The sequence below is a fragment of the Mesotoga sp. genome (assembly GCF_035363035.1).
Lineage (GTDB): Bacteria > Thermotogota > Thermotogae > Petrotogales > Kosmotogaceae > Mesotoga.
Genome location: NZ_DAOSEH010000062.1, coordinates 1 through 14,284 on the forward strand (window position 1 = coordinate 1; position 14,284 = coordinate 14,284).

Sequence of the window (14,284 nt, forward strand, 5' to 3'; positions counted from 1 at the left end):
GCCGTCGTACGCGATGTCGACAGTTGCTGGAGACCGATCGAGAGCGTGTACATTCTATCGTCGTTCAGATAGATCAACGGATTCAGAAAGTCAGTCCAGGTCCATATGAATATGAACAGCGCCGAAGTCGCCAGAGCCGGTTTGGACAGTGGAAGATAAACCTTCAGGAAGATCTTCCACTCGTTGGCGCCGTCGAGCTTCGCCGCGTCGGAAAACTCTCTCGGTACGGTGTCGAAAAACTGTTTCAGAAGAAATATCGAGAAGGCGCCACCGAAGAAAGTCGGTACTATGAGCGGCAGGAACGTGCCGACCCAGCCTAGTTTGTTGAAGAGAACGAACTGCGGTATCATGGTGACCTGCGGCGGTATCATCAGCGTGACCAGCAGTATCCTGAAGAGAACCTTCTTGCCCGGTATTCTGAAATAGGAGAAACCGAAGGCCACCACGGAAGACGAAAGCATGAAGCCCAGCAGAGTCATTCCCGTCACTATTACGGTGTTGAGAGTGTACCTCAAGAAGGGCAGCTCTACGAGCAGGTCGGCGTAATTGGACCACAACACTTCGGAAGGCCACCATACAGGCGGGAAGGCGAAAACGTCGTCGTAGGATTTGAGAGAGGTCGAGAACATCCAGAAGAACGGTATCATGAAAAACACGGCGCCGGCTATCAGCAAGAGGTATATCCATGTTTTACCGAGCGATCTTTTCTTCATTGCTTATCTACTCCCCCGAAGTAACCGTATTTTCCGAAAAACTTGAAGACGAAGACGATCGCGATGGAAGTCATTATGAGCAGCACCCAGGCCATGGCGCTGGCGTAACCCATTTTGTAGAACTGGAAGCCGTTCCTGTAGATCGACAGCGCGTAGACCAGCGTAGAATTTTCCGGTCCGCCACCGGTCATTATGAAGACGCTGGTGAAGGACTGGAAGGAGTTTATTATACCCATTACCACGTTGAAGAGTATCACCGGACTGAGCATCGGAAGAGTTATCGTGAAAAGCCTGGCGATTTTCCCGGCGCCGTCCAGTTCGGCCGCTTCGTAGAGCTCGGTGGGTATGTTCTGCAAACCGGCCAGATATATAACCATCGCCCCGCCGACTCCCCAGACACTCGTCAAGATCAGGGCCGGTTTCGACCAGGCCGGGTCGGTCAACCAGCCCGGCGTGGGAAGACCTATCTTTTCCAGCAGCAGGTTCACCGGTCCGAACTGCGGATTGAGGAACCACTTCCAGAGGAGCGCCGTCGCAACGGCCGGAACGATACTCGGCAAAAAGTACAGGGTCCTGAATATCCCCAGGAACTTGACCTTTGTGTTCAACAGTAGGGCCACGAGGATGCTCAGGACCTGTGCGAGGGGGATACCGATTATCGCCAGATACAACGTGTTGTAGATAGACTTCCAGAACAGAGGATCTTTGAAGAGCTGGACGTAATTGTCAAGTCCGGCCCAGCGTGGCGAAGATAGCCCGCTGTAATGCGTGAAGCTGAAATACAGCGATGCGATTATTGGATAGGCCGTGAAGACGGCAAGACCGATCAGCCAGGGAGAAAGGAAGAGCAAACCGATACGCGCCTCTCTAAGCCTGGACTTCGCCACTTTGCTCATGGATTATTCGTACCTCCCCAGTTCCCTTATTACGGCCTGCTGAACATCGTTCAAAGCCTGCTCGGCCGTCTTGGCTCCGCTCTGTACGTATTGCAACGCCTGATTCAGCTCCTCCATGTAATACAGTCCGATCGGAAGCGTGGGGAAGAAATACACATAACCGTTGGTCAGCATATCTATGTATATCTCCATATTCGGAAGCATTTTCGACTGGAAGGCCTGATTGTCTATCGCATCGACCCTGGGGGGGATGTTCGACAACTCGGCGGCGAACCGGGCGGCCTGATCTTTATCGGTCAACCACTTCAGAAACTCGAAGGATTGATCGGGGTACTTCGAACCCTTGGGGATAGCCCAGAAGGAGCCGTTCAAATAGGCTACCTTCTCTCTGCCGCCTTCGGGGGCCGGGAAGGGCGAAACTCCGTATTCGAAATCGCTCTTGGCGAACTGCTTTATGAAGAGCAGCTCCCACTGTCCGGCCTCCTGGATCGCCAGCTGTCCCCGGTAGAAGGGGTTGTAGGAACTGGCCATCTCTCCCCAGGTGGCCTGGAAGACCCTGATCTTCTGCAGATCGAACTTCTTGTAGTACGAAGCCACCCAGTCGAGCGCCGCGACATTGCCGGGATGGTTGGCCGTTATCTCTTCGGTTTCCGGATCCCACAGCTGGCCGCCGAAGACGTAGAAATAAATGTGGCTCACGTTCGGCAAAAAGCCCAAACGCCTGATATTGCCCCTAGTGTCCTGTTTGAAAAGCAGTTCTGCGTATCTGTCAAGCTCCTTTATGTTTTCCGGAGGTCTGTCCGGGTCGAGACCGACCTCTTTGAAGAGGGTCTTGTTCCACATGAAGGCGTAAGCGTTGAGGGTCGTGGGAAGGCCGTACTTGATCCCCCTGTATGCTCCGTAAGACCATACACCGGGAAGATAGTCTGACTCGTCGATCCCTGCCGAGTCAAGATAATCGTTGAGCGGTATCAAAGCGCCGCTCTCGCCCAGCGGAACTACCATCCAGTCCCAGATCGTCACTATATCAGGCGTAGAAGATCCGGCCAGAGCGGTGTTTATCTTCTCTCCCTGTCCTATCGGAACGAAGACCGGCCTCACAACTATCTCGCTCTGGCTTTTGTTGAATTCCTCTACAAGAGCCAGAAGGGCCTTCCCTTCGTCCCCTCCCCAGGCGTACCAGAAGGAGAGCTCGGTCTTGGCCAGACCGACCATAGCAACAATCAGTATCACCGTGATCGCAAGAACTTTCCTCATGATCAATCCCCCAATCCTGTGTATTCTTTATAGGCCTTGTAAAGCTCTTCGGCCCTTCCTCCCAGCCTCGGAGTCATGTAGTGAGGGAAATCGAATATGACGACTTTCTCGGTGTAGGGAGACTGCATCTGAAGCTGGTCAACGACCCTTTCTATATCGGCCGGCACGGCCTGCCAGCTTCCGGCATCGACGGGCCAGCCGTGGATCTGGTCGAAGACCTCCACGTTTACCCAGAACCTCACTCCGTGCTTGTCCATGATCGGCTTCAAAGCCTTTATAACCCCGGCCGACTCGGCGACCGAAGTTCTTCTGGTTCCGACTCCGTCCTGCATGGCTATGATATCCACCTTCGCCTCGCTGAGCACATAATCCCACCATTCGGCATACGCTTCCCCGTTGGGGTTGATTCCGAAGTATGGAGAGATCATGACCGGCTTTCTGGTGAGGAACTTCGCGTAGGTAACCATGGATTTAAGATAAGTCCTTATGCCGTCTTTCCTGGTCTGCGTGAGGAAATTCCTGTCGTCTATCTCTTCGGGAAGGTACCAGCCGGCAAGAGAGGCGTGAGCGCCGTAAAGACTGAAAAGCTCCGTCAAGATCTTCTGGTTCATGTTTATCTGTTCTTTGGGATCGAACTCGCCCGACCAGTAAGAGGGGTTGAGCGAGAGACCGAGGAAAACTTTCATATCGAGCGAATCGGCGGCCTTCAAGAGTTCGCCAAGCGTGTCGTTTGCCTTTTCCTGTTTGTTCTCTTCCCAGGTGACCTTCCCCGCGCTCATGAAGGCCTTCCCGTCGTTTGAAACGGCTACTTCGTAGCCCTTCGAGGGGATCTGAACACCGGATATTTCCGATCTCATGAACTTGACAGCGATAGAGTCTATAGTGGTCAACTCTCCCAGATCTACAACGATCTCGATGGGTTTTTCCGGATACTGCCAGCCCACCATAGCGCCCCAAGCGTAATCGGCCGCACCGTCGGTCAATTTCCCATCGGAAGGATAGCTTGGGTTAGCCTGTGGATCGACTGTGTAGGCTCTTCCTACCGAGAGAATCTCTCCTCCCTTCTTGACTGTGATCTCGGGAATCATTGTCCACTCCTTACTGGTCGGTTCAATGACTATCTTCACGAACCTCGTTCTGGTAGAACCCCTCCATACAAGTTCGGCGATACTTTCATCGGGTGAGATCTCGTCTGTTTTCATATACTTGGAAGGGTAATAAAATCTCTCCCCGTAAGCGCTGTATTGGATTATCACAGTATCCATACCTATATCTTTCATTAGAGAGAGCTCACCCTTCCACTGTTCCTCAGTGAACTGGGAAAGCTGTCCATCTAGCTGTATGAAAGCTCCTGTTATATTCTTGACCTCTCCGCTGGCTGCAAAGGTCGACAGGCCCGATACTATTATCGCGAGAAAGATAGCGATTACCTTCATTCGATCAACCTCCTTAAAAGTTAGCTGTCTTCTATGAATATTCTATCAGAAATTATAATTTTCTCCAAAACTAATTGGCAGTTTTGAGAAATGCTCACAAACGATGACATACAACTGCGAGCGAAGAATTCTAAAAAGCTGATTGGCAGCCCTTTGAATCTGGATGGGTAGAATTGATGGAGCCAGAAATAGTCGTCTATCGACGACATTTCCAGCTTGCAGATGTCGATCGGTATTTTCTTAATTGTATGAGATCCACGGGGTTATTCAGGTAGCCGATAGTGCCTCTATCGTTTCGACTTTCTCCGGTTTTCCGGTTCTCACCGACTCGAAGATCGAGAGAATCACCAGAGAGGTGTTCACCGCGTCTTCGAGGCTTACCAGGAACTCTTCGCCGCTCACCAGGCAATCGATGAAGTGCCTTATGCTTTCGTACGCGAACCCCTTCGCCTTTCCGTGAATGAAATGTCTCACAAGCACATCGGGCCGTTTAGCTTCTCTCTGCGTATAGCTTTCGATCATCTGGTTGTTGCTTAAATCAAGGTTCACCATTCCCCGGCTTCCCGTGAAGTTGAACTTGATATCGTTCACGCATGGGTTGGTGTTCGGCGTTATCCAGCTGTTCTCCATGGTCGCTATACCGCCCTTTCTGAACTTGAGAAGGGTCTGATAGATATCGGTTGTGTCCAGTCCCAAGTTTTTTAGGACGCCGCTGCTGCTGACCGAATAAACGCTTTCCACCTCATCATTGAAAAACCATCTCAGAGTATCGACCGAGTGGCTCCCCAGGAACCAGAGGATCGACGAGCGGGCCGACCACGGCAACATATCTGTGGCTACCCAGAGCACATCGTTCAATCTGAAGTAGGCGCTGACTGGCGTACCCAGCTCTCCTTTGTCGAGCATCTCTTTGGCCACAGCGAAGGGAGGGCTCCACCTGTTGTGAAGATCGGTCATGATCCTCACCCGGTTCTTCGATACGGCGCCGACAATCGCCGCAAGATCCTCTCTGGTGGTTGCCAGCGGCTTCTCAACGAGCAGGTCTTTACCGGCGTTGGCACAGTCGACGGCGATTCTGCCGTGGGCGAAGTCCGGCGTCACGATCGCCGCCGCGTCGAAATCTAGGCTTTCGAGCATCTCGATGTGATCGGTGAAGAAGTGCGGTATTTCGAACTTCTGCGCGAAGCTCCTCGCTCTCGATCGGTCGAGGTCGCAGATCGCGACCAGCTCGACGGACGGATGTTCCCTATACAGAAAAGCATGCGTCTCTCCCCAGACGCCGGCTCCGATTATCGCCATTCTTATCTTCGACATTCTCTTACCCCCTCTCTCAGTTCCAGATCGCACTCGAAAGTCCTGTCCCAGGGCAGGAAGAAGTCCGTTACGGAGATGCTTCCCTTTTCTACGACGCCGCCGAAAACGTCGTGAGGCCTGCCGTAGAAGTGTTTTTCGATCAATTCGACCGCACGGGGTATGAAGAGACCGTCGCGGAACTCCTCGAAGAGACGGCCCGATTCATTTACTCTGTATTCGTCGCCGCCGACATTTCGAATCCTCTTCTCGAGTTCGTCTCGCAAAACGCCCTGGTAGAGGTGATCGTCCAGGAGGCGGGAGAGATAGAACGCGGCAATCTCTCTGCCGGAGTTTGTAGACCTGCAGGCCGCAACCACCACGGCGAGCAACGTCCCCAGACTGTTGGAGGCGGTGTTCCAACCCGAATAGCCCCAGATATTTTCCAGGTCCATATTCAGGAAGCCCTCCACGAACTGTCGGTTGGAGCCGTTGGCCCTGAAGACGTCTAGTATGAAGATTCTCTTCTTCTTTTTCGACAAAGCTTCGAGTTTTTCCAGAGCTCTCTCCACTTCGCTGCCGGCTATAAAGATCGAGGTTTCGGACTCACCCGAGACGGTCAACCCGACCAGCCTCATGTGCGATCCGACATTTTCCCCGAACTGTCTGTCTTCGAAATCCATAATTTTCTTTTCCGTCTCAGGCGAATCGTAGGTCAGATCTACCGACAGCGGTTGCCGGTCTGCAGATGTAAAAGTCAACAACTCCTGGATAACCTCGTCGGCACCGTTATGAATGAAGACACTCTCCTTAACACCACTCTCGCGAGAGAGTTTGTCGAGTATCTCCAGCTCGCACTTCTGCGGACCATCGGGGAAGGTGTCCTCCTGAGCGAGCACGAGCAGATCGGCGATCTTTTCCTTGACAAGCTCCACACAGGCTCTGTTGACTATATGGTTCCTGCTTCTGAGTCTGTAATAACTCTCCAGAAAGCCCCTCGGAAAGGTAGATTCTATCGATCGCGCCTCATCTTCTTCGTCGTTTCCGATAGCGCGTAGGTACCGGTTCAATCTCTCCCAGAGTTCTCTGGAACCGGCGGAGGAGACAGAGATCGAGGCCCTCCTTACTATCGAGGAGAGAAGTATCCTGGAGCGGGGATTTCTCTCTCTTAGTTCGCGAAGCAGTTCCAGCCTTTTCAAAGCCTCGAATTCGCTCACATCTCCGGCTCTTGAGGCGATAAGCCCGCCGAAGAGGAGCATATCCACAGATATCGCGAAAGCGTCGCCGCTCTCTTCAAGAAGCCATCGGCCAAGCTCTTCGCACCTTCCCGGTCTCATGTACCGACCGAGTAGCTCACGCCCGGGAAGGCGGACTTCAAGTCCGAGCATTTTCCCTATCTTCTGGACTATACGGTAGTTCGGCGGTCTTTCATCCATAGGAAGAACGACTGCTTTCACAGAATCCCCCCCATTCTCGCTATCTCTTTCTGAATGGTCTTTATTGGCACCTCTCTCACCCTGTAATGCGAGCCTTTCGACAGCGCGGCGCATATGCCCGCGGCCATGCCGGTCGCCGAGGCAAGAGGACTGGTCCTGAGCGCGGAAAAGGCGAGATGCTCGGCGCTCAAGGCCCTCCCGGCGAGAACCACGTTTTCAAGTCCAAGTGGGAAGAGAGCCCTGAGGGGCACGCTGTACTCTCCCGGAAAGGGTATTTTCATGGTCTTCAGCTCACCCGATTCGGGAACGTGCAGATCGACCGGATAAGAGCCGATGGCGATCTTGTCCACGAATTCCTTTTGCCCGAGCAGATCGTCAACTTTCATCATGTACTCTCCGGTCACGTGGGTAGTCTCTCTCACTCCTATACTGCATCCTGTCTGTATGAGAGACGCATTCGCGAAACCCGGCACTTCACTCTTCAAGAAATCCATGAATTTCCACACGTCGATGTTTCCGTCGCTCTGGGCGGCGGTCAGTTCTACGGCGCTACCCCCGAATCCTGCATAGCGAGTCGTGTTCATGAACACCTCTCCGGGATGGAAGGGTATTTCGAAGAAGAGTAACCTGTCCCTTCTGAAGTTGACCCTGTAATTGCGCAGAAGCGGCATTAGACTGAAGAAACCGGCGACTGCGAGGTAGGAGAAATCCCTCTTTTCACCCAGCACGAAATCCGATTCGTTCTCGCCGATGAAAGAGATGATCTCGTCCCTGTTTATTCCCCCGATTCTCATCACCAGAGTCATGGGCTGACAATTGGCCCTGTTACCGTCGCCGTTGACGTATCTGGCCCCGGCTTTGATCGAGAGGTTTCCCTCTCCGGTGGCATCTATAAACGCCCGCCCTATGAAGGTGCGGAGTTCATTGGCGTTCACCGTCTCTACCCGCTGCAGGAATCCCTTTTCTACCCAGACTCTGCCGACCAGCGAATTGAATAGATAGTCGACTCTTGCCTCCCTGAGGAGCTCTATCAAAACACTCTTCATCTTTTCGGGATCGAAGGGTGTAATACTTTTTACGAAACCGATCGGATCTTCCAGATGTCCGTGGGAGCCTCTTTCCCTGACCAGTCTCTCCACTATCTCCTGACCTATACCTCCGATCACCCGTCTGCGGTGGGAGTGGAAGGTCATCATGGGGTTAACCAGCGAGCCGGTCAGAACTCCTCCGAAAGACATACCTTTCTCGATTAGGAGAACCCCGGCACCGAGCCGGGATGCGGCGACCGCAGCCGAAACACCGGCTATGCCACCGCCCACGACGATTACATCGTAAACTCTATCCATTGTTTCACCCTCTCATTTTATTCCAGAACTCAAAGCGGTATCGGTGAAGTAACGTTGAAAGACCACGAAGATCAAGATGACCGGCAGGATCGACACGGTGGTTGCGGCCATGAGCGGTCCCCAGTCGGCGGTGTACCTGTTTTTGAAGACCTCCAGGCCCAGCTGAAGGGTACGCATGTTTCTGTCGCTTGTTACCACCAGAGGCCAGAGAAAATCATCCCACGCCTGCGTGAAGGTGAATATCGCCAGCGCCGACATGGCCGGTTTGCCCAACGGCAGGAAGATCCTAGTAAATATGCTTATCTCCCTGGCGCCGTCGATCCTCGCGGCCTCGGAGAGCTCTCTGGGAAACTGCATATAGAACTGCCGCATTATGAAGACGCCGAACACACTCATTATGTGGGGGACAACCAGACCGGCGTAGGTGTTCAAAAGACCGGTGCCTCCCTGTCCGAAGATGTTGTTGCCCCCTGCCAGCGGAAAGGATTTAACCATAAGGAAGGTAGGAATCAGCGTTACCTGAACCGGTATCATCATCGTGCTCAAAAGCAGTAAAAAGAGAAAGTTCTTGAGCGGGAAGTCCAGTCTCGCGAAGGCGTAGCCCGCCAGTGAACAAAAGACGAGATTGAAGGCCATAGAGATGAGCGAGACTACGGCGCTGTTGAGAAAGTACCTCTCGAATCCGCGCGTCGTTAGCGCCGTCGTGTAATGGTCAAGGGTCAGATGGCGCGGCACGAACGTGGGAGGCCACGAGAAGAGCTCGGCGTTGGGCTTGAGCGAGGAAATCGCCATCCAGAAGAAGGGCGATCCCATCACGACGGCCGCTATCAGGAGGAGGAAGATGACCCTCAGGCGTTTAAACTTCTTCATTCGGCCACCTCCTTTTCACGCCGCCAGGTGAAACTCACAACCGAGAGCGTCATTATTATTAACCCGAGAATGAAAGACATGGCGCTGGCATAACCCATGTCCATGTAATCGAAAGCGGCGCGGTAGATGAGGAGGCCAACGGTCGTCGTACTCTCCAGGGGCCCGCCGCTGGTCATAACGTACATTTCCGTGAACGACTGCAACGTGCTGATAAGACCGACGATGAGAACGTAGATATGTACCGGCCTGAGGAGCGGCAGGGTGATCTTCAGGAATCTTTTGAAGGCCGAGGCGCCGTCTATGGCCGCCGCTTCATAAAGATTTCTCGAGATTCCCTGTAGCCCCGCCAGATATATGAGCATATTCCAGCCGGCTCCCCTCCAGACTCTCATCGCCACTATAGAATGCATGGCCGTCGCGGGGCTTCGAAGGAAGTTCTGCGGCGGAATGTTGAACAAAGAAAGCAGAAAATTCAATATCCCGATCTGGGGATCGTACAACCATAGCCAGATCATGCTGGCGGCCACCATGGGTGTCACTACGGGCAGATAATAGATAGCCCTGAAAACGCTCATACCCTTCAGGCCGGTGTTAACCAGCAGAGCCAGCAGGAGCGACAGCAACATATTCAGCGGAAGTACTTCGACGGAAAACTGAAGTGTCCTCAGTACCGCGCTCCAGAATTGCGTGTCGCCGAAGATCTTCGAATAGTTGACAAGGCCGATCAGTTTAGCCGACCCGAAGCCGGAAAACTTCGTAAAGCTCAAATAAAGCGATACGAAGATGGGCGCTATCCTGAAGATGATATTGTAAACGAGTACCGGTGAGATAAAAATGAACGCGGTCAGCATGATCCGCCTTTTCAGCCTGTTAGTCACCTTTCACCCCGCAAGATTATCGCGATCGAAATACTGCCGGCCTTTCGGCCGGCAGGACTTTACTTGAGTTTACTTACTTCTTTGGCCGCTTCGTCGAGGGCGTCTTTCGGATTCATTGCACCCATGACTGCTCTTTCAAGGTATTTGGAGATGATATCTCTTGCCTGGACCCAGAAGGGAACGTTCGGGTTGCCGTAGGCGTATTTGGCTCCCTCGACGAACTTCTTGAGATCGGGGTCGTTCGCGATGAAGTCAGCCTGTGCGCCCGACTGTCTCGGCGGAAGGCTTCCAAGGGCTTTGTTGATCTTCACGAGCGAATCCTTGGAAGTCAGGAAGGCCAGAGCCTTCGTGGTGGCTTCGGGGTTCTTGGTGCTGCTGGAAACCATGAAACCCGCGAAGGAGTAGAATCCGGCCCTGGTGTACCTGGCAGGGGGGAAGGCCAGCCTGATTTTCGAGTAAGATTCCGGACTGTACTCCTTAAGGGCGGCCAGCGACTCGTTGTTCATGAAGACCATGACGGCCGTACCCGCGGCGATCGGCGAGAGGTTGCCGACTGGAGTCAGTCCAAATTCGGAAGCCACTTTGGCCTCGCGCACGAGCCCAACATAGTATTCGAGGGCTTCAACGCCTGCCGAACTGTTGAACACCGGATTCAGCTCATCGTCGAAGAGCTTGCCACCGTTCTCTATAAGGAAACTCGTCCAAACCTGCTGGAGGTCGATGCCGGTTACGGGAATATCGAGACCGGCCCTTACTATTCTCCCGGAATCGTAAACCGTGGTGGCCTTTGCAAATGTCACAAGCTGCTCCCATGTTACGGGCGGCTCGTTCGGATCCAGTCCGCTCTGCTCGAAGAAGTCGGCCCTGTAAGCCAGAAGCCTTCCCGAACCGAACACGGGGACGAAATAGTTCTTGCCCTTGTAAATACCCACATCGAGAGCGGCACCGAAATCGGCCGGATCCTCGAGCCTGGCGATGAGATCGTCGATGCTCCTTATCACACCGTTCTCTACGAACCCGGCGATGGCGGCCTGACCGTGCATGAATATATCCGGTCCTATACCGCCAGCAAAGGCCGTAGTCAGCTTCGTGGAGAGCTCTCCCCATGGAATGTACTCGACAACGAGTTTCAGATCGGGATTCGCCTTCTCGAACGCCGGAATCAGTTCGTCATCCATGGCTATTGTTAGCTGGTCCGATGTGCCCGCGAACCATACTGTGACGTTTGTTTTGCCCAACCCTACAAAGACTAACAGACTCAAAATTGAAATAACCAGTACTAGCTTTTTCACTTCCACACCTCCCCTTCAGTATCGGATTGCTTCGCTGAACGATTTAACAACGCTTGAAAAGCTCTCGATATCGGTTCCGGTGACAATGGGGCCGATTATGATGCCCCTGAACCCAATCTCGAAAAGCTCCCTGACTTCTTCGGGCATTACTTTCTTTTGCGTGGGCAGGAAACAGGGAAGACCGGCCCGATCTATTACTTCGCGGTATCTCAGAAGGTCCATAAGCGTGAGAGAACTGCCGTACTTCTCGGGATTGACCGTAGAGACTTCGATACAATCGGCGCCCAGAGATTTCAAGTTGCCGGCCATCGAGGGATCGTAAGTGTAGTTCAGCGCCAGCATCTTCGACATTCCGTTCCTCAGAAGGTAGAGCGGCGCGTAATCCACATAAACGTCGAAGAAAGAGATTCCCGATTTCTCCATTTCCTCGATCTCGGCAGCACTGGACATATTTTCGGCTCCCGGCACTATACCCATGCATGGGTCGAACTTGGATTTGATTCTTCCAACCGTCTCTTTTATGCCATCCCACGTAGCGTGAAGTTTGCCGGTAACCCTGTGCCTAACGTTGACATGAAGCTTTACCGCGTCGGCTCCGTTTTCCAGGGCCGCCCGGGCGAACTCGAACGTATTTTCCGGCAGACTGACTATCAGCAATTTCCGTTCCGATTTCAGCAGTTGTGAGAAAATCATTTTCAGCCCCCTTTCAGCGTTTCGCCTTTCAGAAGATAAGGTTCAACAAAAACCACGCCCCTGGCCTCGTCGTTACCTTCGAGCAGCTCCGACAGCATCACGGTGGCGATCTTTCCAAGCAGATAAGGATTGAGCGCGATCGTCGTCAGTCTTGGCCTTATTCTTCTGGTGAAGTCCAGTCCGCCGAAACCGATAACCCCGACCTGCCCGGGAATGGCTACCTCCTGTTCAAAGAAGGCTTCCATAACTCCTTTTGCCAGCCAGTCGGTTGTACAGAAAATAGCTTCGCGTCTTTCGGACTTCCTGTACTCCCTCTCAACGAACCTCTTTCCATCCCTCTCTTCGAAGGAGTTGCACTCGATGACCCTCACGTTTTCTCCTGGATAATTGTTTTCCTTCAGACACTTGAAAAAGCCTTCGAGCCTGTCGGCGAAGGTCGAAACCTCCCTGGGCCCGGTAATTACGGTGATCTTTTCGTAGTTATTTTTAAGCAGTTCATACGCGGCGAGATAGCCGCCCCTGACGTTATCGTTGTTCACCGAAGGAAAACTCTCGAGGCCGCAGTATTTGCCTACGAGAACGGTCGGTATTTTGAGAGACATGAGAAAATGTATCATAGATTCAGGCATCGGGATGCCTCCCACGACCAACCCTTCAACCAGATCGACGGGAATAAGCGACTCGTCGAAGGCGCTGCGGCTTCTCATCGATTGAACCAGGCAATGAAGACCTTCCCCGCTGGAAGTCTGGAGAATGCCCCTCTGCACGCCTGAGAAGAACTCGTCGCTCTCGATCGATCTGTGGGGATTGCTCACGAAGAACATGATCACTCTGTTGCTTGATATGCTGCCAGGCTCGACTGGATGGCCCAGCTTCCTGGCAACTCTGAGAACCTTCTCCTTCGTGCTCTCGCTTATCCTTGGATCGTTCTTTAAGACGCGTGAAACCGTGGAGATCGAAACTCCAGCCCTGGTAGAAATTTCCTTCAAGGTCACTTCCATGGCACAACTCCTTTATGCAAATTGTGCAAACAGACTGCAACCGAAACATTGTAGCACCTGGAAAGAAAATAAATAAACCCAAAAGAACCTGCCCTGGTGTCACCTGAGCTAATCATCTCCGATTAAGACTTATTATTCAGCGCGATCTATACTTATCTGAGGGCATCGCTTCAAAATATACGGAATAGAAAGTATTGCAAATTATGCAAAGAGTCGTCCGTTGTTCGTGAAACACAAGAGAAAGAACGTCGAGAGTTCGCCCTCTTTCTCTCTCTTTATCTCTCTCTTTCTCTCTTCTCTCTCTTTCACCTCTTCTCGTTCTTCCCAAGGACGGCTCTTTACGAAAATTGCGTACAGACCTCAGGAGCCGGTCAGTCCTCCATTTTCGAAAAGAGGTCAGAGGCCAGAGGTGAGAGGTGTGAAGAGCGGAAGATCTTGATTTTCTAACCTCTAACCTCATGCCTCTTACCTCTGTTTTACCAAAAACCTGGACGCGCGGCGTCGGAACTAACAACCGCCCTTTTCACATTGAAATCCAGCTTCCCATGTCCATCAGGATTCTTTCTATGCTGTACAGTTCGACCTGTATCTTGTAAATGGTATAGAGGTGATGGATCGCATCGAGTCCATAGACGCTCCTCCTGAACCAGTTAACCGGTTGTGTGAGGTAAGCAGCGGCCTCCTTTCCCACTATTCCTTCGAAGACACCGAGAACTTCCTTCAAAGGTTTGTCGATTTCTCTCCAGAGTTTCAGTTCTGTGTTGGCAAGATTGGCCATCTTCCACATCAGATAACGATGGTGGCTTATTCGCATCTTCGCTTCCGTGGTCAGCCCTCTGAAGGTGACGTCCTGCATTATATCTATCTGCTGGGCTAGTTGCTTGCCTGTCTGGAAGAGGGTTTTTCCAGTCACTATATCGATCGTTTTTCCCATGTATTCACCTGTAAAGTTCAGTAAGGTCTTGCTGAAGTATTCGGAAACGGCTGCACTGGCGTGTTGAGGATACCAGTTCTTCAAGTTGTTCACGGCGTTCGTTATGTATTTGCCGCCGCTCGTCTCGCCAAAACACTTGAGGAAGGCATTGCTTCCCGGAGTGGGCATATTCTCGGTCGATGTCGCCTTCTTGACAACGGCCTCGATTGTCATCTCCTGCACCATTTTTATCCAGTGTTCAA

General features: G+C 52.5%; 13 protein-coding genes. All 13 read right to left on the reverse strand.

Translation table 11 applies throughout. The features are described from left to right. Positions 1-713, reverse strand: a 713-nt coding sequence (locus PKX57_RS09030; protein WP_472416889.1) for a carbohydrate ABC transporter permease, incomplete at its 3' end; no start/stop codon positions are given. Further along, positions 710-1,609, reverse strand: coding sequence for an ABC transporter permease subunit (locus tag PKX57_RS09035; protein WP_213920456.1), 900 nt, complete (start codon positions 1,607-1,609; stop codon positions 710-712). The genes PKX57_RS09030 and PKX57_RS09035, both read right to left, overlap by 4 nt. Before the next feature lie 3 nt (positions 1,610-1,612). Next, complete coding sequence (locus PKX57_RS09040; RefSeq protein WP_472416891.1) at positions 1,613-2,866, reverse strand: ABC transporter substrate-binding protein; 1,254 nt, start codon at positions 2,864-2,866, stop codon at positions 1,613-1,615. A gap of 2 nt (positions 2,867-2,868) precedes the next feature. After that, a complete protein-coding gene (locus PKX57_RS09045) occupies positions 2,869-4,302 on the reverse strand; it encodes a DUF4434 domain-containing protein (protein WP_472416893.1) in 1,434 nt (477 codons plus the stop codon). Positions 4,303-4,569: 267 nt separating this feature from the next. Beyond that, on the reverse strand, positions 4,570-5,616 hold the full coding sequence (locus tag PKX57_RS09050) for a Gfo/Idh/MocA family protein (protein ID WP_472416895.1): 1,047 nt from the start codon (positions 5,614-5,616) through the stop codon (positions 4,570-4,572). After that, the gene (locus PKX57_RS09055) at positions 5,604-7,049 is read right to left on the reverse strand and encodes a DUF4127 family protein (RefSeq protein ID WP_472416897.1); all 1,446 of its coding nucleotides are present in this window, start codon (positions 7,047-7,049) and stop codon (positions 5,604-5,606) included. The genes PKX57_RS09050 and PKX57_RS09055 overlap by 13 nt, the downstream gene beginning before the upstream one ends. Continuing rightward, positions 7,046-8,374, reverse strand: a complete 1,329-nt coding sequence (locus PKX57_RS09060; protein ID WP_213920517.1) for an FAD-dependent oxidoreductase — start codon at positions 8,372-8,374, stop codon at positions 7,046-7,048. The genes PKX57_RS09055 and PKX57_RS09060 overlap by 4 nt, the downstream gene beginning before the upstream one ends. Positions 8,375-8,386: 12 nt before the next feature. Beyond that, entirely contained in the window at positions 8,387-9,244 is an 858-nt protein-coding gene (locus PKX57_RS09065) for a carbohydrate ABC transporter permease (protein WP_472414983.1), read from the reverse strand. Beyond that, positions 9,241-10,122, reverse strand: a complete 882-nt coding sequence (locus tag PKX57_RS09070; protein ID WP_472414985.1) for a carbohydrate ABC transporter permease — start codon at positions 10,120-10,122, stop codon at positions 9,241-9,243. The genes PKX57_RS09065 and PKX57_RS09070 overlap by 4 nt, the downstream gene beginning before the upstream one ends. A 59-nt stretch (positions 10,123-10,181) precedes the next feature. Next, entirely contained in the window at positions 10,182-11,414 is a 1,233-nt protein-coding gene (locus tag PKX57_RS09075; protein WP_472416899.1) for an ABC transporter substrate-binding protein, read from the reverse strand. 15 nt (positions 11,415-11,429) lie between these two features. After that, entirely contained in the window at positions 11,430-12,107 is a 678-nt protein-coding gene (locus PKX57_RS09080; RefSeq protein ID WP_472416900.1) for a hypothetical protein, read from the reverse strand. Positions 12,108-12,109: 2 nt separating this feature from the next. After that, positions 12,110-13,108 carry a substrate-binding domain-containing protein gene (locus tag PKX57_RS09085; protein ID WP_213920512.1) on the reverse strand — a complete coding sequence of 333 codons (999 nt, stop codon included), beginning with the start codon at positions 13,106-13,108 and terminating at the stop codon, positions 12,110-12,112. 523 nt (positions 13,109-13,631) lie between these two features. Beyond that, the coding region (locus PKX57_RS09090; RefSeq protein WP_472416902.1) for a hypothetical protein at positions 13,632-14,284 on the reverse strand (653 nt) is incomplete at its 5' end.